This window comes from Endozoicomonas sp. ALB091 (assembly GCF_049310265.1).
Taxonomy (GTDB): Bacteria; Pseudomonadota; Gammaproteobacteria; order Pseudomonadales; family Endozoicomonadaceae; genus Endozoicomonas.
This window is the reverse complement of sequence record NZ_JBLYNQ010000001.1, coordinates 398366-421316: the sequence shown is the minus strand read 5'-3', so window position 1 is coordinate 421316 and position 22951 is coordinate 398366. Positions and strand designations below refer to the sequence as shown.

At 49.2% G+C, this 22951-nt stretch carries 18 protein-coding genes; 8 read left to right on the top strand and 10 right to left on the bottom strand.

Annotated elements, in window-relative coordinates; genetic code table 11:
- Positions 1–7 precede the first annotated feature (7 nt).
- Complete coding sequence (locus tag ACO6UX_RS01865) at positions 8–1852, top strand: Na/Pi cotransporter family protein (RefSeq protein ID WP_422444332.1); 1845 nt, start codon at positions 8–10, stop codon at positions 1850–1852.
- Between the two features lie 66 nt (positions 1853–1918).
- Here ACO6UX_RS01865 and ACO6UX_RS01860 read toward each other — a convergent pair whose 3' ends face one another.
- From ACO6UX_RS01860 to ACO6UX_RS01845, 4 genes are all read right to left on the bottom strand, one after another.
- Positions 1919–3022, bottom strand: a complete 1104-nt coding sequence (locus ACO6UX_RS01860) for a hypothetical protein (protein WP_422444330.1) — start codon at positions 3020–3022, stop codon at positions 1919–1921.
- A gap of 586 nt (positions 3023–3608) precedes the next feature.
- A complete protein-coding gene (locus tag ACO6UX_RS01855; protein ID WP_422444328.1) occupies positions 3609–4100 on the bottom strand; it encodes a hypothetical protein in 492 nt (163 codons plus the stop codon).
- 56 nt (positions 4101–4156) lie between these two features.
- Positions 4157–5014: a hypothetical protein gene (locus ACO6UX_RS01850; RefSeq protein WP_422444326.1), complete on the bottom strand. Its 858-nt coding sequence runs from the start codon at positions 5012–5014 to the stop codon at positions 4157–4159.
- A gap of 188 nt (positions 5015–5202) precedes the next feature.
- Complete coding sequence (locus ACO6UX_RS01845) at positions 5203–6708, bottom strand: exopolyphosphatase (RefSeq protein WP_422444324.1); 1506 nt, start codon at positions 6706–6708, stop codon at positions 5203–5205.
- Positions 6709–7116: 408 nt separating this feature from the next.
- On the opposite strand from ACO6UX_RS01845, the gene trxA reads away from it, so the two are divergent.
- The 5 genes from trxA to ACO6UX_RS01820 all read left to right on the top strand — a co-directional run bounded on the left by trxA (position 7117) and on the right by ACO6UX_RS01820 (position 12422).
- The gene (gene trxA / locus ACO6UX_RS01840) at positions 7117–7440 is read left to right on the top strand and encodes a thioredoxin TrxA (RefSeq protein ID WP_101745329.1); all 324 of its coding nucleotides are present in this window, start codon (positions 7117–7119) and stop codon (positions 7438–7440) included.
- Between the two features lie 331 nt (positions 7441–7771).
- Positions 7772–9031, top strand: a complete 1260-nt coding sequence (rho, locus tag ACO6UX_RS01835; RefSeq protein ID WP_101745328.1) for a transcription termination factor Rho — start codon at positions 7772–7774, stop codon at positions 9029–9031.
- Positions 9032–9344: 313 nt separating this feature from the next.
- Positions 9345–10814, top strand: a complete 1470-nt coding sequence (ubiD, locus tag ACO6UX_RS01830) for a 4-hydroxy-3-polyprenylbenzoate decarboxylase (RefSeq protein ID WP_422444321.1) — start codon at positions 9345–9347, stop codon at positions 10812–10814.
- Between the two features lie 71 nt (positions 10815–10885).
- Positions 10886–11614: a hypothetical protein gene (locus ACO6UX_RS01825; protein WP_422444319.1), complete on the top strand. Its 729-nt coding sequence runs from the start codon at positions 10886–10888 to the stop codon at positions 11612–11614.
- Between the two features lie 160 nt (positions 11615–11774).
- Positions 11775–12422 carry a TetR/AcrR family transcriptional regulator gene (locus ACO6UX_RS01820; RefSeq protein ID WP_101745326.1) on the top strand — a complete coding sequence of 216 codons (648 nt, stop codon included), beginning with the start codon at positions 11775–11777 and terminating at the stop codon, positions 12420–12422.
- 108 nt (positions 12423–12530) lie between these two features.
- Here the strand turns inward: ACO6UX_RS01820 and parC are convergent, their stop codons facing one another.
- The 5 genes from parC to cdd all read right to left on the bottom strand — a co-directional run bounded on the left by parC (position 12531) and on the right by cdd (position 19308).
- Positions 12531–14786, bottom strand: a complete 2256-nt coding sequence (gene parC, locus ACO6UX_RS01815) for a DNA topoisomerase IV subunit A (protein WP_422444317.1) — start codon at positions 14784–14786, stop codon at positions 12531–12533.
- A 114-nt stretch (positions 14787–14900) separates the two neighbouring features.
- Positions 14901–16361, bottom strand: a complete 1461-nt coding sequence (locus ACO6UX_RS01810) for a di-heme oxidoredictase family protein (protein ID WP_422444315.1) — start codon at positions 16359–16361, stop codon at positions 14901–14903.
- Positions 16362–16616: 255 nt separating this feature from the next.
- Positions 16617–17909 (bottom strand): UbiH/UbiF/VisC/COQ6 family ubiquinone biosynthesis hydroxylase, encoded by a 1293-nt coding sequence (locus ACO6UX_RS01805; protein WP_422444313.1) that lies wholly within the window; start codon positions 17907–17909, stop codon positions 16617–16619.
- Between the two features lie 191 nt (positions 17910–18100).
- Complete coding sequence (locus ACO6UX_RS01800) at positions 18101–18364, bottom strand: hypothetical protein (protein WP_422444311.1); 264 nt, start codon at positions 18362–18364, stop codon at positions 18101–18103.
- A 35-nt stretch (positions 18365–18399) separates the two neighbouring features.
- The gene (cdd, locus tag ACO6UX_RS01795; RefSeq protein ID WP_422444309.1) at positions 18400–19308 is read right to left on the bottom strand and encodes a cytidine deaminase; all 909 of its coding nucleotides are present in this window, start codon (positions 19306–19308) and stop codon (positions 18400–18402) included.
- 176 nt (positions 19309–19484) lie between these two features.
- Between cdd and ACO6UX_RS01790 the strand changes: the two genes are divergently transcribed.
- Both ACO6UX_RS01790 and murI read left to right on the top strand, forming a co-directional pair.
- Positions 19485–20468 carry an ankyrin repeat domain-containing protein gene (locus ACO6UX_RS01790; RefSeq protein ID WP_422444307.1) on the top strand — a complete coding sequence of 328 codons (984 nt, stop codon included), beginning with the start codon at positions 19485–19487 and terminating at the stop codon, positions 20466–20468.
- Between the two features lie 289 nt (positions 20469–20757).
- Positions 20758–21648: a glutamate racemase gene (gene murI, locus ACO6UX_RS01785; RefSeq protein WP_422444305.1), complete on the top strand. Its 891-nt coding sequence runs from the start codon at positions 20758–20760 to the stop codon at positions 21646–21648.
- On the opposite strand, the gene ACO6UX_RS01780 is transcribed toward murI, so the two are convergent.
- Positions 21624–22745: a TRAP transporter substrate-binding protein gene (locus ACO6UX_RS01780; protein ID WP_422444303.1), complete on the bottom strand. Its 1122-nt coding sequence runs from the start codon at positions 22743–22745 to the stop codon at positions 21624–21626. The two genes, murI and ACO6UX_RS01780, sit on opposite strands and share 25 nt — an antisense overlap.
- Between the last annotated feature and the right edge of the window lie 206 nt (positions 22746–22951).

Here is a 22951-nt window from a genome sequence, read left to right as displayed (position 1 = left end):
ACTAAATATGCTCGGACGCGTAGTTCTTCCAACAGCACTGCTGCTATTGACTTACGGCTTTTGGGTTAGCTCAGAGCTTCAGGTGATCACGGCAGGTGTGGTTATTTTTCTGCTGGGCATGGTTTATCTGGAAAAAGGGTTTAAGGTCTTTACGGGGGGGCTGCTTGAGGCGTTCCTGCAGAAAACCACTGACAGTCTCTGGAAAAGTCTGGCCTTTGGTATCACCACGACCGCAGTCCTGCAGTCCAGTTCGCTGGTTTCCGTCATTGTTATTTCATTTCTCAGTGCCGGCCTGATTGGCCTGGCTGCCGGCGTTGGCATCATTTTTGGGGCAAATTTGGGCAGTACTGTCGGTGCATGGTTAGTTGCCTTGTATGGTATGAAGTTAAAGCTGATTTCCTATGCCATGCCATTACTCGTTTTCGGTTTGATTTTGAGGAGCCAGCGGGAGAAAACATTCAGCGGCTTCGGCTGTATTTTGCTGGGTATAGGCTTTCTCTTTCTTGGTATTCATTACATGAAAGAGGGTTTTGAAGCATTCCAGACTGTGATTGATTTCAGCAGCTTCTCAATGGAAGGAATGCAGGGCATTCTGGTCTTCACACTCTTTGGTGTTCTGGCCACCATCATCATGCAGTCCACCAATGCGGTATTGGTGCTCACCTTTTCAGCCCTGGCAGCGGGGCAGTTGACTTACGATAATGCGTTAGCACTGGCTATCGGTTCAAATATCGGTACAACCATAACGGCAGTGCTGGGAGCGATGGGGGCAAATGCAGCAGGGAAGCGATTGGCTGTGGCACATATTACGTTTAATGTGGCCACCGCTGCTCTGGCTATCCTTTTGTTGCCCCAGTTAAAAGTGCTTGTGGATTTTACTGCCGGACTCTTTCCAATCGGGGCAGACGACTACACTCTGAAGCTTGCGCTGTTCCACAGTCTCTTTAATGTCATGGGAATAGTGGTTCAACTTCCTTTTTTCCAGCTGCTTATCCGTTGGCTGGAGACGCTCTTTGTCGATCCTGACAGGCAGTCTCATCTGAATCTTGCCACTGAGGATAATCCTGCCATTCACCGGGCGCGCTACTTAACCCCGGCAACACTGAATTATCCGGATACGGCGCTAAGAGCCCTGACCCGGGAGTGCGACCATTTATACAGAAATACACTCGAACTGATCTGTTATGGAATATATCTTACCGGCGACAAGCTGAGGGAGTCGGACAGTCTGACGGATCTGGTGAACAGCTGGATGCGCGATGATCAGCCATGGACCATAAAAGAGCTGTATATCCGACATATCAAAGGTATCTATGCGGACATTATTCACTATTCAGGAGCCATAGAAGGGAATCTTCCCAGAGCGCAGGTGCAGGAGTTATTTGCACTTAAAGTTGCCTGTCGTGATTTTGTCCAGGCCATCAAACATGTCAAGCATATCTATAAAAATATGGGGCATTACCTGCATTCGGATAATGAGCAGATACGCCACCAATACAACCAGCTCAGACTGTGCCTTGCCTCTGTCCTGAAGCTTATTGATGTATTGGGAGTCCGACGCAATTATGATCATATTCGTCAGCATGCGGAACAGTTAAAGCAGGAGCTGAGCGAGCAGGATGAGCAGATGCACAGAAAACTGAATGAACTCATTCGCTCCAATCAGGTTGACTCATTTATGGCCAGTTCTTTGATGAATGACAGTGCTCATGTACATGATGCCTGCACCAGTCTTATTGATGGAGCCGTGATTATGTTGACCAGGGATCGCGAAGAATATCGAGAGATCGATCTTAATTTTGAGGCTCGTTCTACTCCCCCAAAAAACGTTGCTGGTTCTTTTGAAAAATGAGTGGGCTATGAATTACTCACTGACCGACCTCGTTCAGGTTTCCAGACTCGGGAGAAGTGGCAACTATTATGTATGCAGTGACTCCAAGGGAATTTTCACACCCAGAAGTTCATAAGCGAAGCGGATAACTGCTACCTCTGCTGCCCTGATGTCGTCATTAGCAAGTTGGGTTTTGCTGGCAGCCCCGGCGAAATTCAACACGAGATTTGCGTCGGCAAAACGGCCCAGATCTATTGAAAAAATACCAATTTCTTCCGTCAATCTCTCAATTTCTCCTTCTTCTGCCAATCTCTCAGCACCCGAATGATTCTCACTGACTGCCAGTGATAACATCAAGGCTGCTTCATTGCTCAGGGTGGCCGGATTGTCGCTTTCCTTCGCCAGCAGTGTTACCAGTTCCCCCTTCTGGTTGTCCTTCAGCAGCTGGATCAAATCTGACTCCGGATTGAACAACGCCTCCTGAAGTCCCATGTATATCTGAGCCAGCTTTTCGGCACATTCAGGCTGCCTGGGGTAGCTCAGACAGGCAGAGAGGCGGGCGACGGTTTCCCGGTTAAAGTTGCCATAGGGTACTGGCTCATCCAGACATCCGAAGCCCCAATTGCCGGTAATCTGCCTGCCTGCCAGGGTTAATGCATCTTTCAGCTGCGTCTGCTGTTGCAAAGTAAATTCTGGCTCCGGGAATGCGCAGACAATAAAGTGCTCCAATAATGGTTGTCGATAGTTGAATGTCGTTGGTTGACCCTGATGTACCTCGGGCTGGGTAATTACCAGCTGATTGTCTTCCGCCGCTTTGTTTCTTAAAGTCGCGCTGGGATCGGAGTCTGGAATGTCATGGAATTTCTTGGCAAATAACTCAATTGATTCCTGATCCATGCAGTTGTTAGCGGCCAGCAGGATTTTTATGGCGTTCAACTGGCTGGATTCTGCAATCAGGATTGAATGCAGATTAAAGGCAGTGGTGAAGTTATGGCAGATGTGCGCGAGTACATGTGCAGGAACCTGTTTCAGGTTTTCACCCAATTGATTAAGCCGGTTGGCCAGGACCTCCGCCCCCGGCTGATTACCAAAACTTTCAGTCGTGTACTGGTTTGTTGACTGCGTTGTCAGAAGCTGATGGACAGGATGAGCCAAAATGGCCCGGGTTGTGTGGGTAGCTGGAAGAATCATAGAAACACCTGTTAGTTAATAGGGACAACCAGTTTCCATAAGCTACACGCAAGCTAGAAAAGCCAGTGATATCCTGAATTTATATCAAGCAGGCTGAGTGAACAGCACTGATCGTATGTAGACCTGTCAGGTCAAAGACCCGAACAGTTCGTCCGTACTGTTTTTGACACTGTGCGGTCAGATTAGTTCCTCACCACGTTGTTATGTACGTTGTTGAACCAAGCCGCTAACGCGGCAAAAAATACCGTTCATTCCAACCTGTGAGAAATATTCCGGCCCTGCTTCTTGACCAGAAACTGCATGCCGAGACCAGATACAACCCGAATCAACATGCCGTTCTTTCAACCAATTTTCGTCCTGCCAAAGACCTGAAGCTGTTTGGCTGGTAGCTGTGCTCTTGCCAGAAGACGACAACAGATAGTCTGAGTAAAGTAGCAATTCCCGCAAAAAATAGAAAAATGAAGATTTTCCCTTAATTGTTTTATTGATTTTTTAGACACAATTAGACACAAATAGAACCATCAGAAAAAAAACTGATCAATAGGTTAACTTAAATACACTGAAGAAAATGGTTTTTTATTGGTAACTATGCCGTATCAGGGAATAAACTCCGGATGCTGATCATTTTTCGTTTTGGCTGTTCACCAGGTTTAACTCGCTTGCCTTTTGCTTTTGGTTCAGGTGCTCCCTGCAATATCAGCCCCTTCATGAATAACGCCCAAGAACTAACCACGAAAATCTCAAAGAAATTTCTCTGTTTCTCCCAAAGCGTCTTTTTCCGTTTGTTAGCCGTCAGCGCTTCATTAAACAAGGGGCAGGAAAGTTCGACAATTTGATCAATCAGAAAGGCAAGAAACATCAGACAGGCAAGATTGCTTGACAGATTATCTTCACCATGACCAAAGTTGTGTTCCAGACTGTAACCCAAATTCTTCAGTGTATTAAACGTTTCATTTTCAATTAACCACCTTGCGCGTCCTCCTCGCATGATTTTCATGCAACACATATGGTTGTGAATTGGCAGATTGGTTACCCAGCTATTGAAGTATTTTACTTTCCCATCCGGATCCGTTTCCACATAGTCCACGTAATTGACTATAAATTCAGGGTGTGACTTATTTAGTGGAGCACCATTTACGTAGCGAAACGAGTGCCGATGCCCCCGTTTGTCCGTATAAGTGAATCGCCGAACTTGGCCTTTCCGGTCCAGATCATCAATGCTTTCCAGCAATGCCTTATGATCTGTGTCCTTGGCGACAGCGATAAAATGGTGGCCATAAGACCGGATGAGTTTAAGGGTTGGTCCCTTTTGGAATAGAGACCATCTAAACCCAGCACCAGTTTAAGGTGATAGTGTTCCCTGGCAAGGTCTTCCAGGATGCGTTCAAGGGCACGCACTTCGCAGTCATTTTTGGAAGCATCTTTTTGTTGGGTAATCGGTTCAGGCATTAATGGAATAACCGTTTTCAATCCTGGCTTTACAAGACAGATTGCTGATAACTGATGATAGTAAATGGTTGTTTTTTTTGGGTTGTCAGCGTTTTTTGTGCAACAGTTTTTACAGCTGATGGACTTTGACGTAAAGGTTTGTGTTCCATCAATGGGAGCCAGGTAGCCCTCTTTAAAATACTGGAACTGTTTCAATTTCCCACGCCGCTGACAATAAGCAAGACAGGCGAGAAACAGTGGACGAATATGTTTTGTCTGAACGAGGTCAATAGTTGATCTCAGGTAGGTATCACAAGGTATGTGTTCAACGTGATACAAACTCTTGGCATTTTCTTTAATTGTTGGCTGGTCTCGTTTGTCATCGCAGGTCAGTAATGATGCATTTTTATTATGAAAAACACCAAGGCCATACATAAAAAAATCGGCAATGGAAATATTTGATGAACGCCCTTTTTGTGAGCGAGGGTCAGGAATCTCTTGAACTTTTTCAAAAACAATATCAATGAGGTCAGAGGTAACCGAATGATTATGAGAGGAAGGCATATGACACTGTGTTAGTATTTTGACAAAAATATCCTCTATTTTAGACTGCGTAGCTGAAATTGTCCCACAAGCTTCCAGCCCTTGGTAGCAAAGGGATTTTAGTTATTGCGGGAATTACTGCCCGGTGGCGGCATCAATACCCGACGATTAGAGTGGCGCAATCTATCCTTATTCGTTTATGCACGTTGCTATGCCACCAGTAACTTGAAGCTTATTTTTGCCAGATAGCTTCGTTCTGAGTCAAAGTATGCTTCGGTCAGAGGGTGTTGTTCTAACCAGTCTTCCGGGAAAAACAGGGATATGGTAGAGCCGGATAAGCTGATGGAATATTCCGGTAAGGTATCGTCGCGACCATGACTCAGCACATTGGCAATGCGCAGCAGGATAATCAGCCGCATCAGCTTGCGTGATACAGCCTTGGGCCAGGCGGAAAGGAGTGATTTGGATATGGAACGTCTGTGGCCCCTGACGAGCAGCGCAAGTTGCTGCTGTTCTCTCTTGCTGAACCCCATCAGGTCAGAGTTATCGATCAGGTAAGCACCATGTCGATGGTACTGTGTATGGGAGATATCAAGCCCTATCTGGCACACACGCGCAGCCCAGGACAGCAGCTCAAGATCACAGTCGCCCAGTTCCCAGATATCAGCCGTCATGGCAAAGCAGTTTCGGGCATGATTCATGACCCTGAAGGCCTGTTGCTCATCAACATGATAGCGGCTCATCAGGGCATTTATGGTTCGCTCCCGAACGTCTTCATGGCGGTCCCGCCCGAGCATGTCGTGCAGAACACCCTCCCGAAGTGCACCGTCAGAGTAATGCATGCGTTCGATGCCAAGGGCATCGAAGCCTGCCATGAGAATGGCCAGGCCTGCTGGAAAAATCGCCTGACGATCAGGCTTCAGCCCGGGAAAACGAACACGGCCGATCTGGTTAAACTTCAGGACTTTGAGCTTGAGCATCTCCAGATTTTCCCGGGTGATGGTATCACTCTCTCCCATGGCCTGAAGAATGCTGCTGACCGCACGAATTGAACCTGATGACCCTACGGCATCAACCCAGCCCAAATGGGTAAATGATTGTTCAATATTGAGTAATTCCAGTCGTGCAGCGTAATAAGCGGACTGGAATCGTTGTGGTGTGAGTTCTCCGGTGCCAAAAAAACGGTCGGTAAATACCACGCAGCCCATGTGCAGGCTTTCCATCAACTTTGGCTCAAAACGTTCGCCAATAACGAACTCGGTACTCCCGCCACCGATGTCCATCACCAGACGGCGCTCATTATCATCGGACTGGGTTTGGGCAACACCAAGGTAAATGAGACGAGCTTCTTCCCTGCCCGCGATAATTTCAACCGGGTAGCCCAGGATAGACTGGGCCTGGTCAACAAAAGCATCGCTGTTCCGCGCCTTACGCAGGGCATTGGTACCCACGACTCTGACCGCTTGAAAGGTATTGCCAGCGAGGTACTGGGCAAACTGTTCCAGACAACTGAAGCCCCGCTTCATTGCTTCAGCCGTTAGCTCGTCGTGCTGGTTAAGGCCTGCAGCTAACTGAACCTTTTTGCCCAGCCTTTCTACTGGTCGGATTTCACCCTGATCCACCCTGGCTACGATCATGTGAAAGCTGTTTGAGCCCAGGTCTATGGCGGCTACGAGAGGTAGGCTGCCGGACTGTTTACGCCCTTGTTTTGTCATGGTATTTCATAGCTAATATATTGAAAATATTATGTTTTTCAGTGCTTTCAATGCTCGTTTTAACAACCTGACAATACCGGGTTGCAGACCGGAGCATAACCGATGTTAAAAGGTTAACTTTAATCGAGTTATGCACACAAATCCTACTGGCTGTATTGCCAGGGGCAAAGCTACACTGATGACTGAAAAACAGGCCTGTGTCATATGGCAATCTTATAAGCCTCCATGCTCAATGGCATTTTTATAGAAAAAAAAGCCACAAAATTCCATGAATCAGGCATAATAGGTCAGTTCTGGGCCGGTGATATCTTTTGGCAGCCTGTTTGGCTTGCCCTCGGTCAAGGCTCCTGAGTTTACTTTAAACACTTTTAAGTACTAATTAAGTACCCTGGTTAGGAGATCCATTCCATGAGCGAAATTGTCAAAGTGACAGATGACTCCTTCGAAGAAGTGGTTCTGAAGGCGGAAGGTCCGGTACTGGTTGACTATTGGGCTGAATGGTGTGGTCCTTGCAAAATGATTGCCCCCGTTCTTGATGAAATTGCCCAGGACTACGACGGCAAGCTGACCGTCTGCAAGCTGAATATTGATGAGAATGAGGCAACCCCGCCAAAATACGGTGTGCGTGGTATTCCTACGCTGATGCTGTTTAAGGGCGGCAACGTAGAAGCTACGAAAGTGGGTGCGCTGTCCAAATCACAGCTGACCGCATTTTTGGATAGCAATCTGTAATTGCTGGTCATTGGTGGTTGTGACAGACCGTTACAGCCACTTGACTGGCCTCAATTTTATAGCCATTTGATTAAATTTTTGAATCAATTCAGTTGACGAAGTCTTAATTCTTGATTATTTTCCAGAAATGGATATAGACTGTAATTACACAGGGCTGTCAGGAATCTTCTGACCTCAGGGATATGGCCCAGACAGGGCAGCCGTTATAAACACTCGCAGGCATCAATCAACACTTAGCTGTCCTTTATCATAATAAGTCAAATACTTTCTGATCTTCCTGCAAAGACAACGGCCACTTACCTTTCAATTTAACATTCGCACACTACTGGTTATGCATCTTACCGAACTGAAGAAAAAGTCTGTTCCTGAACTTCTGGCGATAGCGAATGAAATGGGTCTCGAAAACCTTGCCCGTTCCAGGAAGCAGGATGTAATTTTCACCATACTCAAACGCCATGCACGCAGTGGTGAAGACATCTATGGTGACGGTGTTCTGGAAATTCTCCAGGATGGTTTTGGATTTCTCCGTTCCGCTGATAGTTCCTATCTGGCGGGACCGGACGATATTTATGTTTCCCCAAGTCAGATTCGCCGATTTAATCTGAGAACGGGCGATACGATTTCCGGGAAAATCCGTCCACCCAAGGAGGGAGAAAGATATTTTGCCCTCCTCAAGGTGAATGAAATCAATTTTGACCAACCAGAAAATGCCCGCAATAAAATCCTGTTTGAAAACCTTACGCCATTGTTTCCCCAGGACCGTCTCACTATGGAGATGGGAAATGGTGCAACAGAGGATTTAACCGCTCGAATTATCGACCTGGTAGCTCCCATTGGCAAAGGTCAGCGTGGCCTGATTGTCTCTCCTCCTAAAGCGGGTAAAACACTGATGCTGCAAAATATTGCGGCAAACATTACCCGTAATAATCCGGAGTGCTACCTGATTGTTCTGCTGATTGATGAGCGTCCGGAAGAAGTTACCGAAATGTCCCGTTCCGTGCGCGGTGAAGTGGTCGCCTCTACCTTCGATGAGCCTCCTTCACGTCATGTGCAGGTTGCCGAGATGGTGCTGGAAAAAGCCAAGCGTCTGGTAGAGCACAAGAAAGACGTTGTTATTCTGCTGGATTCCATTACCCGTCTGGCCCGTGCTTACAACACCGTGATTCCCTCTTCCGGCAAGGTGCTTACGGGTGGTGTGGATGCTCATGCCCTTGAGCGTCCGAAGCGTTTCTTTGGTGCTGCCCGTAACATTGAAGAGGGTGGCAGCCTGACCATTCTGGCAACCGCACTGGTTGATACCGGCTCCAAGATGGATGAGGTTATCTTTGAGGAATTCAAGGGTACCGGTAACATGGAACTCCACCTTGACCGTCGGGCGGCTGAAAAGCGGGTCTTCCCTGCTATTGGTATCAACAAGTCAGGCACTCGCCGTGAAGATCTGCTGACCACGGAAGAAGAGCTTCAGCGTATGTGGATTCTGCGTAAAATCCTGCACCCAATGGATGAAATTCAGGCCATTGAATTCCTGCTGGACCGTATGAAGCACACCAAGACGAATGAAGAATTCTTCCAGTCCATGAAACGGAAGTAATTTTTATTCCCACAGGAAGGACTGTGAGAAGGATGTCGATCACGATCACAGTCTCTGCCGGGTGATAAGGCCAAAGCACCCTGCAAGCCTGTTTCTACCAATGAGCCATTGCGCAACTACCTGGTCAGACTTTGATCTTTCAGTCCGTTCATTTTGCGGGCCGAAAAGACCGTGAAAGGCAAGCTTCGGTTATTCGATCCTCATAATCAGACAGCAATAACCTCTTTATCATCTGTTTCAACTGACGTGGTTTTCACGGTTCAGGAGAAAACTGCCAAAGCCTGAAAAAGTCAGAGCCAAAGAAGAAATATTCATGAAATACAAGGATCTCCGGGATTTCATTGATCAGCTGGAAAAACAGGGGGAACTCAGGCGAATCACGTTTGAAGTTGACCCGGTTCTGGAAATGACTGAAATCTGTGATCGAACCCTGAAAAAAGGTGGTCCCGCCCTGTTGTTTGAAAACCCCAAAGGCTTCGATATGCCCGTGTTGGCGAACCTGTTTGGCACGCAGAAGCGGGTTGCCCTGGGGATGGGGCAGAAGGATATCGGTGCACTGAGAGAAGTGGGTGAGCTGTTGGCCTACCTGAAAGAGCCGGATCCTCCCAAAGGTTTGAGAGATGCCATTGAAAAGCTGCCGCTGTTCAGACAGGTGCTGAACATGGGACCAAAGGTGGTTAAATCGGCACCTTGTCAGGAAGTGGTACTGCAAGGTGATGATATTGATTTAACCCGGCTACCAATTCAGACTTGCTGGCCAGGGGATGCCGCACCATTGATCACCTGGCCCCTGGTCATTACCCGTGGCCCGGAAAAAGAGCGCCAGAACCTGGGCATTTATCGTCAGCAGCTGCTTGGCAAGAATAAATTAATCATGCGCTGGCTGTCCCATCGGGGTGGGGCGCTTGATTTCAGGGACTGGCAGAAAAAACACCCGGATACCCCTTTTCCGATATCGGTGGCTTTAGGCGCTGACCCCGCGACCATTCTTGGTGCTGTGACACCGGTCCCTGACTCATTATCAGAATATGCGTTTGCCGGTCTGTTGAGGGGCAGAAAAACCGAGTTAACCAAAAGTCGCACAAATGATCTGCAGGTTCCTGCCAGTGCCGAGATTGTCCTTGAAGGTTTTATCTATCCCGGGGAGATGGCGGATGAGGGCCCATACGGCGATCATACCGGCTATTACAACGAGGTTGAGTCATTCCCGGTGTTTACGGTTGAATGTGTGACACACCGGCGCAACCCCATTTATCACAGCACCTATACAGGGCGCCCGCCGGATGAGCCGGCAATACTGGGATTGGCTTTTAACGAAATATTCGTCCCTATTCTCAAGAAGCAGTTTCCTGAAATTGTTGATTTTTATTTACCGCCAGAGGGTTGCTCTTATCGGCTGGCAGTCGTTACCATGCGTAAGGAGTATCCGGGGCATGCCAAGCGGGTTATGCTGGGTGTCTGGTCATTCCTGCGACAGTTTATGTACACCAAGTTTGTGATTGTGACCGATGATGATGTCAATGCCAGGGACTGGAATGATGTGATATGGGCGATGACTACCCGTATGGACCCGAAAAGAGACTCAGTCTTCATCGACAACACGCCCATTGATTACCTGGATTTTGCTTCTCCCGTTGCCGGACTGGGATCAAAGGTCGGCTTTGATGCCACCAACAAGTGGGAAGGTGAAACCAGCCGGGAGTGGGGAACAGCCATTTCGATGACAGATACCATTAAACATCGGGTTGATGCTATTTGGGATCAGCTTGGCATCGATAATTAATACTTATGTAGCATATGGCTTCAGGAAGCCCGGGGTTCCTGAAGTTTTAAGCGTTAGAGGTAGCGGTATTCGTGCAGAACAACCCAGTTTCCACCCAGTCTTGCCAGGTTGCCAATCTTCAGTTGTTATCGGAAGGTATTTACCGTGTCATCCTCACGCCTCATGAGGGCTATTTCCCGGACTACCGGGCAGGGCAGTACCTTGAGATGCTCCTGGCAGGTGGTGAAGCCTGCGCGTTCTCTATAGCCAGCCCCCCGGTTCCCGGTCAAAAGGAGCTGGAATTACATATTCAAAAGTTATCTTCCAGCGCTAATTCCATTGAACTATTCAATGAGCTTGAGCAGGGGAGCATTTCAATCCGAATGCCAAAAGGTCAGTGCTTTCTTGCAAGTGTTCCGGATAAACCACTGGTGTTTATCGCTGCGGGTACCGGATTTGCCCAGATGAAAAGCATGATTGAGTTCTCACTGAACAAGCCAGGGCATCAAGATATCTACCTGTACTGGGGGGCTCGTTCGCCAGAAGGGTTTTATATGCCTAATCTTCCTATTCACTGGGCTTCTTCTCAATTTCACTACCACCCGGTGGTCAGTGACGCGCTTGGAGAAGCGGGCTGGCAAGGGCGTCATGGGCTTTTGTTTGAGGCGGTCATAGACGACAAAAACCTGCTCCTTGGCAGTGAAGTCTTTATCAGCGGATCTCCACAGATGGTTTATGCAACATTTGATGCACTGGTAGCAGAAAATTTCCAGGCGAAAAATATTCACTCTGATGTCTTTGCATACGCACCGAGATCTTGATAAGGCTTAATCACATCGACAGTAGAAAATTCATATAGTTTAATAAAAACGACAGTATTTTTTATTTGAAAACTGTCGTTTTTTTATTAAGCCGTGGAAAAAGCCCGTCCCTTGTCTATATTCAAATCGAGTATAATCAATGCAAGGTACGGTATTCAGTATGCAACCATCACCCTCAAAAACAGATCAGGCAGGATTAAAAAATAGTCGGGTCCGGCAGAAAAACATTCAAATTATTCTTCAAGCCGCAGAAGATGAGTTTGTCGCCAGCGGATTTAAGGGAGCGTCTATTCGCGATATTGCCCACCGGGCTGGCTTGCCAAAAGCGAATGTGCACTACTATTTCAATAGTAAGGTTGAGCTATACGGTGCGGTGCTCAATCACATCATGGAGCTATGGCAGTCTGTTTTCAGTGGCCTCAACCCAGATGATGATCCTGAAACGTCATTAAGACAATTTATCCGGGCCAAAATGAAATATGTGCTGGCTCATTCAAATGCATCCCGCATATTCAGTAGTGAAATACTGCATGGAGGGCAGCATATTAAAGAGCATTTGCAGCCTTTTAATGACTGGATTCAGGAAAAATCCGAGGTTATTAATGGTTGGATTGCCCAGGGTAAGATGAGACCGGTTGATCCTGTTCATCTGTTATTTACCATCTGGGCAACGACTCAATACTACGTCGACTATGGTCCCCAGGTTGCTTCCGTTCTGGGTAAAGAGGACCTGGATGCCGAGGACGTGGAAGCCTATACCGAAAGTGTCTGCCAGATGATACTGGGTGGCTGTGGAATCAATAACTAAAACAAACTTTTATAATGCTCTTTTAGTCATCACATTTGTCCATGGGGGAAGTTCATCGGAATAAGCCTTGAAAGGCTTATCCGAAAAGACGCTTAATCATTCTGCAGGTTACCCTGCAGAAATCACTTCAACCTTATCCACTTTCTGAAAGCCCCTGGGAAGCTTGTTGCCACGTCTTCCCCGCTCACCACGATAATGCTCAAGGTCTGTGGCTTTCAGAGTCACATGGCGTTTGCCTGCGAAGAGTGTCAGCGCATCACCGTCATTGATGATGGCAAGCTGAGTCATCAGCTCACTTCTTTCGGCTGCACGGGCAGAGGCAATATTAATAATTTTGTTGCCTTTCCCCCTGCCAAGCTTGGGAAGGTCCTGCAATGGGAATACCAACATTCGCCCTTCATTGGTGATGGCGGCCAGCATCGGGTTGTTGCCGCTTACGGGCATTGGTGTTAGTACCTGGGCATTTTTGGGCAGCGTCAGCAGGGTTTTTCCGGCCTTGTTTTTACTGACCATATCGGAGAATTGTGCAATAAAACCATAACCCGCATCACTGGCCAGCAGATAACAATCACTGGCGTCACCAACACACAAACCTTCAAAGGTTGCGCCGGAGGGAGGGTTGACTCGTCCGGTTAATGGTTCACCCTGCCCTCTTGCCGAAGGCAGCGTATGGGTCAGAACGGAGTAGGCTCGCCCGGTAGAATCGAGAAACACTGAAGTCTGATTGCTCCGCCCTTTTGCAGATAAACGATAGCCGTCGCCAGATTTGTAATTAAGCGTCAACGGATCAACATCATGGCCTTTGGCGCAACGTACCCAGCCTTTATTGGACAGTACGACGGTGACAGACTCAGAAATCATCAAATCTGATTGTGATAATGCCTGGGCTTCAGATCTTACGACGATGGGAGAACGACGATCGTCGCCAAAACTTTCAGCATCCGCTTTGAGCTCTTTTTTTATAAGCGTCTTAAGACGTCTTTCTGATCCCAAGGTCAACTCAAGTGAATTGCGCTCCCGCTCCAGGTCGTCCTGCTCTGCACGAATCTTTACTTCTTCAAGTTTGGCCAGATGTCGCAATTTCAGGTCAAGGATGGCTTCGGCCTGAATATCAGAAAGCCCAAAGCGCTCCATAAGAATGGCTTTGGGTTTATCTTCTGTACGGATGATTTCGATAATTTCATCAATATTCAAAAAGGCGATCATCAAACCTTCAAGAATATGAAGTCTGCTGAGCACTTTATCCAGCCGGTGTTGTAAACGGCGACGTACCGTTTCACTGCGCCAGGTAAGCCACTCGCCCAGCATTTTGTTGAGCGCCTTAACCTGGGGGCGTCCATCAACACCGATCATGTTCATATTAACCCGGTAGGTTTTTTCCAGGTCAGTGGTGGCGAACAGGTGGTTCATCAGGCTGTCGGTATCTACCCGGTTAGACTTGGGAACGATCACCAGACGAGTCGGATTTTCATGGTCGGATTCATCCCGCAGGTCAGCGACCATTGGCAGCTTCTTGGCTTGCATCTGCGCTGCGATTTGCTCCAGAACCTTCGCCCCGGATGCCTGGTGTGGCAGGGCCGTCACCACAATATCACCACTTTCCTGCTGGTAGACCGCGCGCATTCGTAAAGAGCCCCTGCCCGACTCATACATTTTGATCAGGTCTGACCGAGGGGTTATCAGCTCAGCTTCCGTTGGAAAATCAGGCCCCTGAATATGTTCACAAAGCTCGGCAACCGCTGCCTTTGGGTTCTCCAGCAGGTGAATACAGGCGTTGGCCACTTCACGCAGATTGTGCGGTGGAATGTCGGTTGCCATACCAACAGCAATACCGGTGGTGCCATTCAGTAAAAGATTGGGTAAGCGCGCTGGCAGTATGGATGGTTCTTCCAGTGTTCCGTCAAAGTTTGGCACCCAGTCCACCGTGCCCTGGCCAAGCTCTCCCAGCAATGAGTCCGCATATTTAGTGAGGCGGGACTCGGTATAACGCATGGCGGCAAAGGATTTAGGGTCATCAGGCGAGCCCCAGTTGCCCTGTCCATCCACCAGTGGGTAGCGATAGGAAAAAGGTTGTGCCATCAACACCATGGCTTCGTAGCAGGCGCTGTCTCCGTGGGGATGAAACTTACCGAGCACATCACCCACGGTACGGGCAGACTTCTTGAACTTGGCGGTATTTTTCAAGCCAAGCTCACTCATTGCGTAGATAATGCGTCTCTGGACAGGTTTGAGGCCATCCCCTATATGGGGCAGGGCACGATCCAGGATGACGTACATGGAGTAATTCAGGTACGCGTTTTCGGTATACGCTCTCAGGGACTGACGCTCAACTCCATCGTCGCCAATAATGATCTGCTCCGCCATGCTTAAACCTGTTTCAGGACTCTGATAATAAATCCGTCATGATAACAAGTATCTTTCTTGTTCTAAAAGTTATGGTGGTATCACAATAAGATTTTTTAACCACATTGGCAGAAATCAAAGCGATTCGATAAAAGCCACCAGGGCCTTTCGCTCACGGACATTCATCTTTAACACATTGCCCCGGGACTGTTTGGCTTCACCGCCATGCCAGAGGATCGCTTCCATTAAACTTCTGGCACGACCGTCGTGCAGGAAGCCGGTTCTTCGATCCAAAAGCTGGGTATGACCAATACCCCAGAGTGCCGGTGTGCGCCATTCTCTCCCAGAGGCCAGAAACTCCGGGCGGCCATCCGCAAGCCCCTTCCCCATATCATGCAGAAGAAAATCACTGTAAGGCCAGATCAGTTGATTCGCCTGCTCCTCCTCAATAACGGTCATGGCGGTTTCCGATTGAACATCCATGGACGCCGTTCGGAAACTGGGTTGATGACAGCCCGCGCAACCCGCTTCATTGAATAATTTCTTGCCCTTTAGCACCTCTGGCTTTTTGGCATTGGTGCGAACAGGCACCCCCACATTACGGCTGTAAAATACCACTTTATCCAGAACAAAGTCAGATACATCCGGTGCCGCACCGCTGGGAGCCGCCAGGCAATCCTTTTGCCACTCAGTACAGGATTCATCTGGAAACAGGCTGGTGGTCAGCCCCATATCTCCGTTGAATGCTGCAGCCGACTGCTGTCGCAGAGTTGGCACCCCGGCTTTCCAACCGAACCGGCCAATGGAGGTTCTCTGCTTCTGGATATCCCAGACCCGGTTGGCCCTGCCTGAAATACCGTCACCATCCTGATCTTCAGGGTCTTCATTCGCCAGCAGGCTGTTCTCGGAAATGGCTTCCAGCAGGCCGATGCCGATCATTGATGGCGTAATCCGCATGGATATCATGGTGTTTTCAGCCAGGGGCCCATAGCCAAGGTTTTCCATGGTGAATATCGGTTTTCGAAGCTCAACCTGATGACCATCGGCAAAGGCTACCTTGAAATATTCAAAGGTAACCCTGACCTTCCCTTCAGGCTTCACACCCTCAAGGGCATTAACCTGCAGCTGTCCACCGTAGGTAGGTTCAGGAATCACGCCTGATTTTTTCAAGCGTTTCTTCTGCTCATCCGTGATTGCGGGGATGCTGAGCCGAACCAGAACCGAGGCATCGGTCACCTCCCCATCTTCTGGTGCATGGCCTCTTCGATCATGAATATGGCAACCGCTGCAGCTGGCGGTATGAAACAGAGGCCCTAACCCATCCGAAGCCAGATCATCCCCGGATTCCGGTTGCCAGTCCTGGCGGAACAGCGCATTGCCTTTATGGAAGTTTAAGCGGTTAAATACCGGCATATTGGCGGAAGGCTTGGCAATGGTATTAAACCCGGAAACCCAAACAGAAGCAGTGCCACCAGGCATATCTTCCCCCGGTTGGAACTGTTCATAAGCTGGCCGCTTCTTATAGTTTTCGGAAAAATCACAGCCAGCGAGCAAAAACAGCAGACTTAAGACGATGAAAAAGGGGTTATTAGTCATGATCATCCTTGAAATCAATCCTTCATAACAGTTGCTGCCAGAAGCTTGAAGGCAGAAGCACGATGAGCGTGCTTTAAATTGAGGCTGTCTTCATGTGTTATTTTTGTTTATTTGTACTGCTGTTAATCGGCAAAAGTCCGACAATAATCAATTGCCCGGGCTAACGGTGATATGCAAATGAGCCGTCAGCACAGCGAGTCAGAAATCATGGCGTTGAACACACCGCAGGCCATAACCACAAGACCAATGTTGGATTTATCGTTTTTTTCCGGTTGCCAGCCTGGGCTGTTTGCCAGAAAGCCCCATGGCGTACTTCATCACCTGGTTGATCGCAGGTGACAGCTTGCCAGCCAGAGTCAGACCGAGATTTCGCAGAAGCTGCAGCGGCTTACTCTGATTACTGAAGGTATGGTAAAAAGCATCCATGGTGTTCATCATCAAGGCATTATCGCTTCGCCTTACCTGTTCATAACGGGCAAGAACCTCCGGGCTGCCGGGGTTTTCACCGGCCCTCAAGGCATCCACCAGAATTTCAATCAGCCAGGCGGCATCCTGCAAACCGAGGTTTACCCCCTGTCCTGCCAGAGGGTTTATCGTGTGGGCTGCATCGCCGGCAAGAACGACACTCTGGCAAAAATACTCAGTTACATGGCGGCGGGCAATAGGGAAAGCACCACGCTCATGGAGCTGAATAACATCAGGCAGTTCAGCAGGAAATGTGGTTACCAGCGCTTCAATGAAGTCCTCTTCGGACAGTGCCAGCAGTTCCCGAACTTTCTCCGGATGGTTATACCAGACAATCGATCCGTAACTTCTGCCGTTAATATCCGGCAGTGGCAAAAAGGCCTCCGGGCCTGTCGGGGTAAAGGCCTGCCAGGTAATATCCTGGCAACCGCCGGCAATTTCGACCGTTGCTACCAGGCATTGCTGCTCATAGTCCCGTTGCTTCATGGCCAGCCCGGCAGCCTGGCGAACCCGTGAGTTAGCACCGTCTGCCCCCACTAAAAGATCACCGGAAAAGCGACGACCATCGGACAACTCAATCACCGAGGGCGTCGAAGAGGTATGAATGTTTTGAATACTGACCGGACAGAAAAAAGAGACGGATGGGTAGGATTTGATGGCTTCTAACAGACCTGACTGAGTCACCCGGTTTTCAACAATAAAACCCAGCTGCGAGTGATGAATCTGCCTGGCGTCAAACATCACCCGGTTGGCTCTTGAATCTATCTCTTTGCCAAAGGGGGAATACAGTTTTTCCCACACCGCCATACGACGATACGGCGTCATGCGCATGGACTGTATATGTGGCCATGCGCCCAGTTGGCGAAGAATTTCCTCCGATGCTGTGCTGAGCGCAGATACTCGCAGTTCAGGTAGTGCGTCCACTGGTAATGGCGATGGCGCACAGTGGTCGAATAAGGCAACCTTTATTCCCTGCTGGCCGAGGCCACAGGCAATCGTGGCACCCACCATACCTCCGCCGACAATAAGTACATCGTAGTGTTGCTGGTCATCACTTTGTCCGGAAGCGTCTGTTCTTTTCATAAGCAAGCATTGTATGTAAGCGTCATAAATCCGTGCAGCAGCGCACACCATCTATCTTCCCGATCAGGATCTTTTCACCGGGAATGGAATTAGTCAAATGAAGTGTCCGGGGTTGCCCTTCGGGGCGAAGATGCTATTGGCTGAGAAAGGATTATTGAGAAAGAACGTTAACGGCAGTCTGGTGATGGCCTTCACTCATCGGTCTGGCCATCATTAAACTCTTTGGTATTTCTCTCAGAGATTTTTTTCTTTTTGCGCCGGTTTTTTTTCCGGGCTTTACGCATTTCCAGAGATTTATCCCGCCCCTTTCTTGAGCCTGAGCGGTCAATGTAAGACTTGTGGTCTGTAGAGGAAGCATTGGCACTGCTGTCATTGTGACCCGTACTGTCGCCATTGCCCTGGCCGTAGTCAAGATGGGGAGAGGATGCTGAATCAATTCTGTAACCGGAACTCACAATCTGGCCTCCTTGCTCAATGAGTTCCTATAAGTTTATACAACGAAATAGCGTAATTCTGTTCCTGCATGACTAATGATTGAATCTGCCATGGCCCTATGAGAGATCGAGGCCTGGTTTTCAACCATAACCGCGTCAATAATCTTACCCGGTGCCTTGGTCAGGCTGGATAGGCGGAGATTAACCAGGGTGGCCTCTACGGCAGTCATTCCCGGGTTGAAAGCTACGTTTTCAGCATATCTACCAGAAATTATATCTCCATTATCTATAAGAAGAGCAACACCTGAATGACAGCCAGAATAAGGCGCATAACTCCGGCGGGCCGCTTCTGTTGCTGCATTGACCAGCTTATCAGCAGGGGCCGGGCTCTCGAAGGAGAGCAGCGACGGGCTCATCAGTCGAGTGCCTTGTTTCAGGTCGCCGGGGCCAAAGGCGTCTGGTAGCAGGGTTGAGATCCTATAGTGGCGCTGCTGGTCACTATTGAGCTGACTGACCAGAATATCCACCTGGTCGATCCCGTTCAGTTCGTTCATAAACTGTCGGCAGTGCCCACAGGGGGCTTCATTGACCATCAGGCGGCGCAGCCGGGTTTCTCCCTGGTGCCAGGCGTTGCAGATCGCTGCCTGCTCGGCGTGAATGGCCATTTTCAGAGGCTGCCCGGCTATTTCAAGGTTTGCACCCAGATAGACCGGCCCTTGTCCTTCCGGTCGAAAGCCTTCAACAATCGCCCCTACGGAAAAATTTGAGATCGGGCAGGTGCTCATGGCAGCAGCGAGAGGCAGCAGTGCTTTGAGAAGATGCTCTGATGGCACCTCCATTAAGCCCTGAAGCTCATTCACCTGTTCTGGCTCAAGGCGGCCCTGCTGGTGAATCAACTGTTGCAGGATATCCGCAGCATTAGCCGGGAACTGAGCCAGTTGATCCTGAAAAGCTCTGTGATTCATAGCGCTACTCCGGTGACAGGATTCAAGGCTGCTTATGTACTACGGAAAAGAGAGAATTTCCATTGCTCTTTTTCAATGGTTTGCAGGGCTCGAAGAGCTATGGATTTACCAGTAACAGAAACGGAAACACACCTTAGCTAAAGTTAATCGAGGATTGATTAAAAAAGGATTTAATTATGACCTTCCATACCAATGGACTATACAAACCCGGGAATGCCCCAACAAAAATCCCTGGAAATGAAGGCGAATTTCCGGAAAAATCCGGCAAAATCGGTAAAGAGGGCAGTTGGAATGGGAGAACAATAAGTGCGACCCCCAGTCAACAGCAGGTTCCGAGAGTCGGTCCAGAGGTGCACAGTGATAAAAGCAACTGGACAATTACCAAAGCCATCTCAGGGATCGCCAGCAGCATCAATAACAGGATGTGCGGTCAGTCCGCCAGGGCGGCAGAGGTCTCCAAGGTATTGAAGGAAAATAATGTCCGGATGTTTACCAAACATCTCAAGGCGATGAGGAATGAAGTAATAGCACATAACAAAAGGTGTGTGGAAAATAATCGGCAATCAGAATTAAAGTTGTTGCAGGAACCTATACAGCAACTGTCAGTCAACAATAAGCCCCTGCTTTATGCCTTGGCAGAATCCGGCAGTCCTGAGATGATTGCAGCACTGTGCACCGCCGATAAAATCGCTCCCAGAAGTTTCTATACAGTCCCGGTATTTCAGGATGCTGCTATGAGCGACTATGTCGAAGACAGTCTCCACAAGGGCGAGTTAAATGAGGCCAGTTGGTGGTGTCATCCAGGCACACCCGTTCATTATGCGTTAAGCTCCGGCAACTATGAGGCGGCAAAAGCCTTTTTGCAACACGGCGGCAGTCTCATTGGTTGCGAAGAAATCCTCAGCAAGATACCCCAGGATGTCAGGGATCAATTAGGGGAGGCTCTTTTGGCTCAACAGGGCGAGCTTGAGTCAAAACTCTTTGATATGAGACCGGTTATAAACCGTCTGGAGGGTGAGCAAAAAGCGGAAAAAATGGGTGATGGTATCGAGAATCCTGACCCGGTCTTCAGCCAGGATAGACTTGACATCACCACACTCGGAGCAATGGCAGGACAAATTGATAAAGATCTTCAACTGCTTCAGTCTCTGGCTGAATGACCGACGTTAGTGATTGCGTCTTAAGCCTCTTTGGGGGCTTCCCCTGCCCCCATCCTTCTTGCTTTTCTCCCTCCCACACCCGCAGAGTTGTCCAGATGCAGGCGGGTTGCAGGGCGGCATGTGACCAAAGATAATGCATTCCTTCAGATTACCGTCTAACCGACTCACTGTATTTAATGGGGAACAACGCTTATTGCGTCATCAATGGCGGTTGGAGAAACTTCATGACTCTGTTGGTGGTCAAAAGCTAAACAAACCATTTTTTTGGAAACATCTTGTGAAAACAGCCGTGAATACAAAGGTAAAGCCGATCGTTATTTTCGATTCCGGTGTCGGCGGCCTCAGTATCTATCAGGAAATAAAGCAGGCTTTACCTTATGCTCCGGTGGTTTACTGTTCCGATACTCAGGGGTTTCCCTACGGCCCAAAGCCCGAGCAGGAAGTGATTGAGCGTACCAGCCTCTGCCTGAGTGCGTTAGCCGGGCAGTTTGATCCCTCGCTCGCGGTCATTGCCTGCAATACCGCCAGTACCATCTCACTGCCCAGGGTACGCGAAGAGCTGGATTTCCCCGTTGTTGGCGTGGTGCCAGCCATCAAGACGGCCAGTGAGTACTCAAAAAAACGCTGCATCGGGCTTCTGGCGACACCGGGCACGATTGCCCGCAGCTATACCGACCAGCTGATTGATGATTTTGCCGGGGACTGTCAGGTGATTCGAGTGGGTTCCAGCGAATTGGTACAGATGGCTGAACGGCACCTTCGGGGTGAGCTGGTTTCAGAGCACGATCTGCACCGGATTCTTGGCCCTTTTTTTGCCGAAGAAGAGGTACCGGATGTGGTAGTTCTTGGCTGTACCCACTTCCCTTTGCTGAGAACAGCGTTGCAGCAGGTATCTGCCGACATTCACTGGATCGACTCAGGCTCTGCTATTGCCCGCAGGGTTGTCAGCCTGTTGGACCCGGCTGGGTTTGATGCAGAGTCAGCACCGCACGATCTCTTTATGCACACAGGGCTGGATGATCAGGTAAGTGCTCTGGTTCCAGCGTTGGAGAAAATGGGATTTGTTGCCCTGAGACATTTACCCGTCGGGTCAGAGGTGATGACGCCACCATCACAGGGTGACGGTGGCGTCCATTGCGGCGAGAACGTTGTCAATTACTCAAAAGAGCGGGCTTCATAAAAAGCGACTTCTGAAATACTGTGGTAAGCCTTGGACTGCTCGCGGAACTCACTGAACGATTGATAAACCCGTCCAGCCACATCGCTGGTGGCCGCAACTTCCTCGGTAATCTCATCAGCCACCTTTTTCAGTTCAGCAAGTACGTCATCCGGCAAACGTTTTACGGTTACCCCGTGCTCATTCACCAGCTGTTGCAACGCCGCATTATTCCGTGCGGTGTACTCATCAATCATGTCCTGGTTTGCTGCGCGGGCTGCCGTTTTGACAATGGCCTGCAGGTCTTCTGGCAGTTTATTCCATGCATCCAGATTGATGGTGAATTCCATCATGCTGCCTGGCTCATGCCAGCCCGGATAGTAGTAGTAAGAAGCGGCCTTATAGAAACCAAAAGCCAGGTCATTGTATGGGCCGACCCACTCAGTCGCATCAATAGCACCGGTCTGAAGCGCCGTAAATAGCTCGCCACCGGGGATATTTACAGGTACCCCGCCAAGGCGCTGCAGTACTTCACCGCCCATACCCGGGATGCGCATTTTCAGACCTTTCAGATCATCCAGGCTGTTGATCTCCTTGTTGAACCAGCCCGCCATCTGAACCCCGGTGTTGCCACCGGCCATCGGTTTCACATTGAATGGTTTATACACTTCGTCCCAGAGTGCCTGCCCGCCACCATAGTGAATCCAGCTGCTGATTTCCTGGGCGTTCAAGCCAAAGGGAACGGCAGTAAAAAACTGGGTGGCCGGGTCTTTACCCTTCCAGTAATAAGCGCCACTGTGCCCCATATCCGCCGTGCCGCTGGATACGGCATCAAAGACTTCCAGAGGTGGTACCAGTTCACCGCCGCCATACACTTTGACGGTCAGTCGGCCATTACTCATTTTATTAACGGACTCGGCAAAGCGCTCAGGCGCGATACCCAGACCCGGGAAATTTTTGGGCCAGGAGGTCACCAGCTTCCACTCGATGGCTGTTTGAGCTTCTGGTGCTACTGATTCGGTGTTGGTGGTTTGCTGCGGTTGTTCACCCTGGCCACAGCCTGCCAGTGCTGCAACTGCGGCAACGACCCCGAAAGAGGACAATAAATGACGACGTTTCATGAAAAGACCCTGTTTTCTTAATCTTATTTATAGGGAACACGACAGAAGCATAGTAATTGGATAGGTGGAAGCTGACAAGCTGCCATTAACAGGGAGGCTTTGAAGCAGGAGCCTCAGGGCCTGTTGAGGTTTTGTTACGAGCAGGAAAAAAATGGAAGTTACTCAGGATAAGGAACTTCCTCTGCCGCTTATTGTCTCATGCCAGT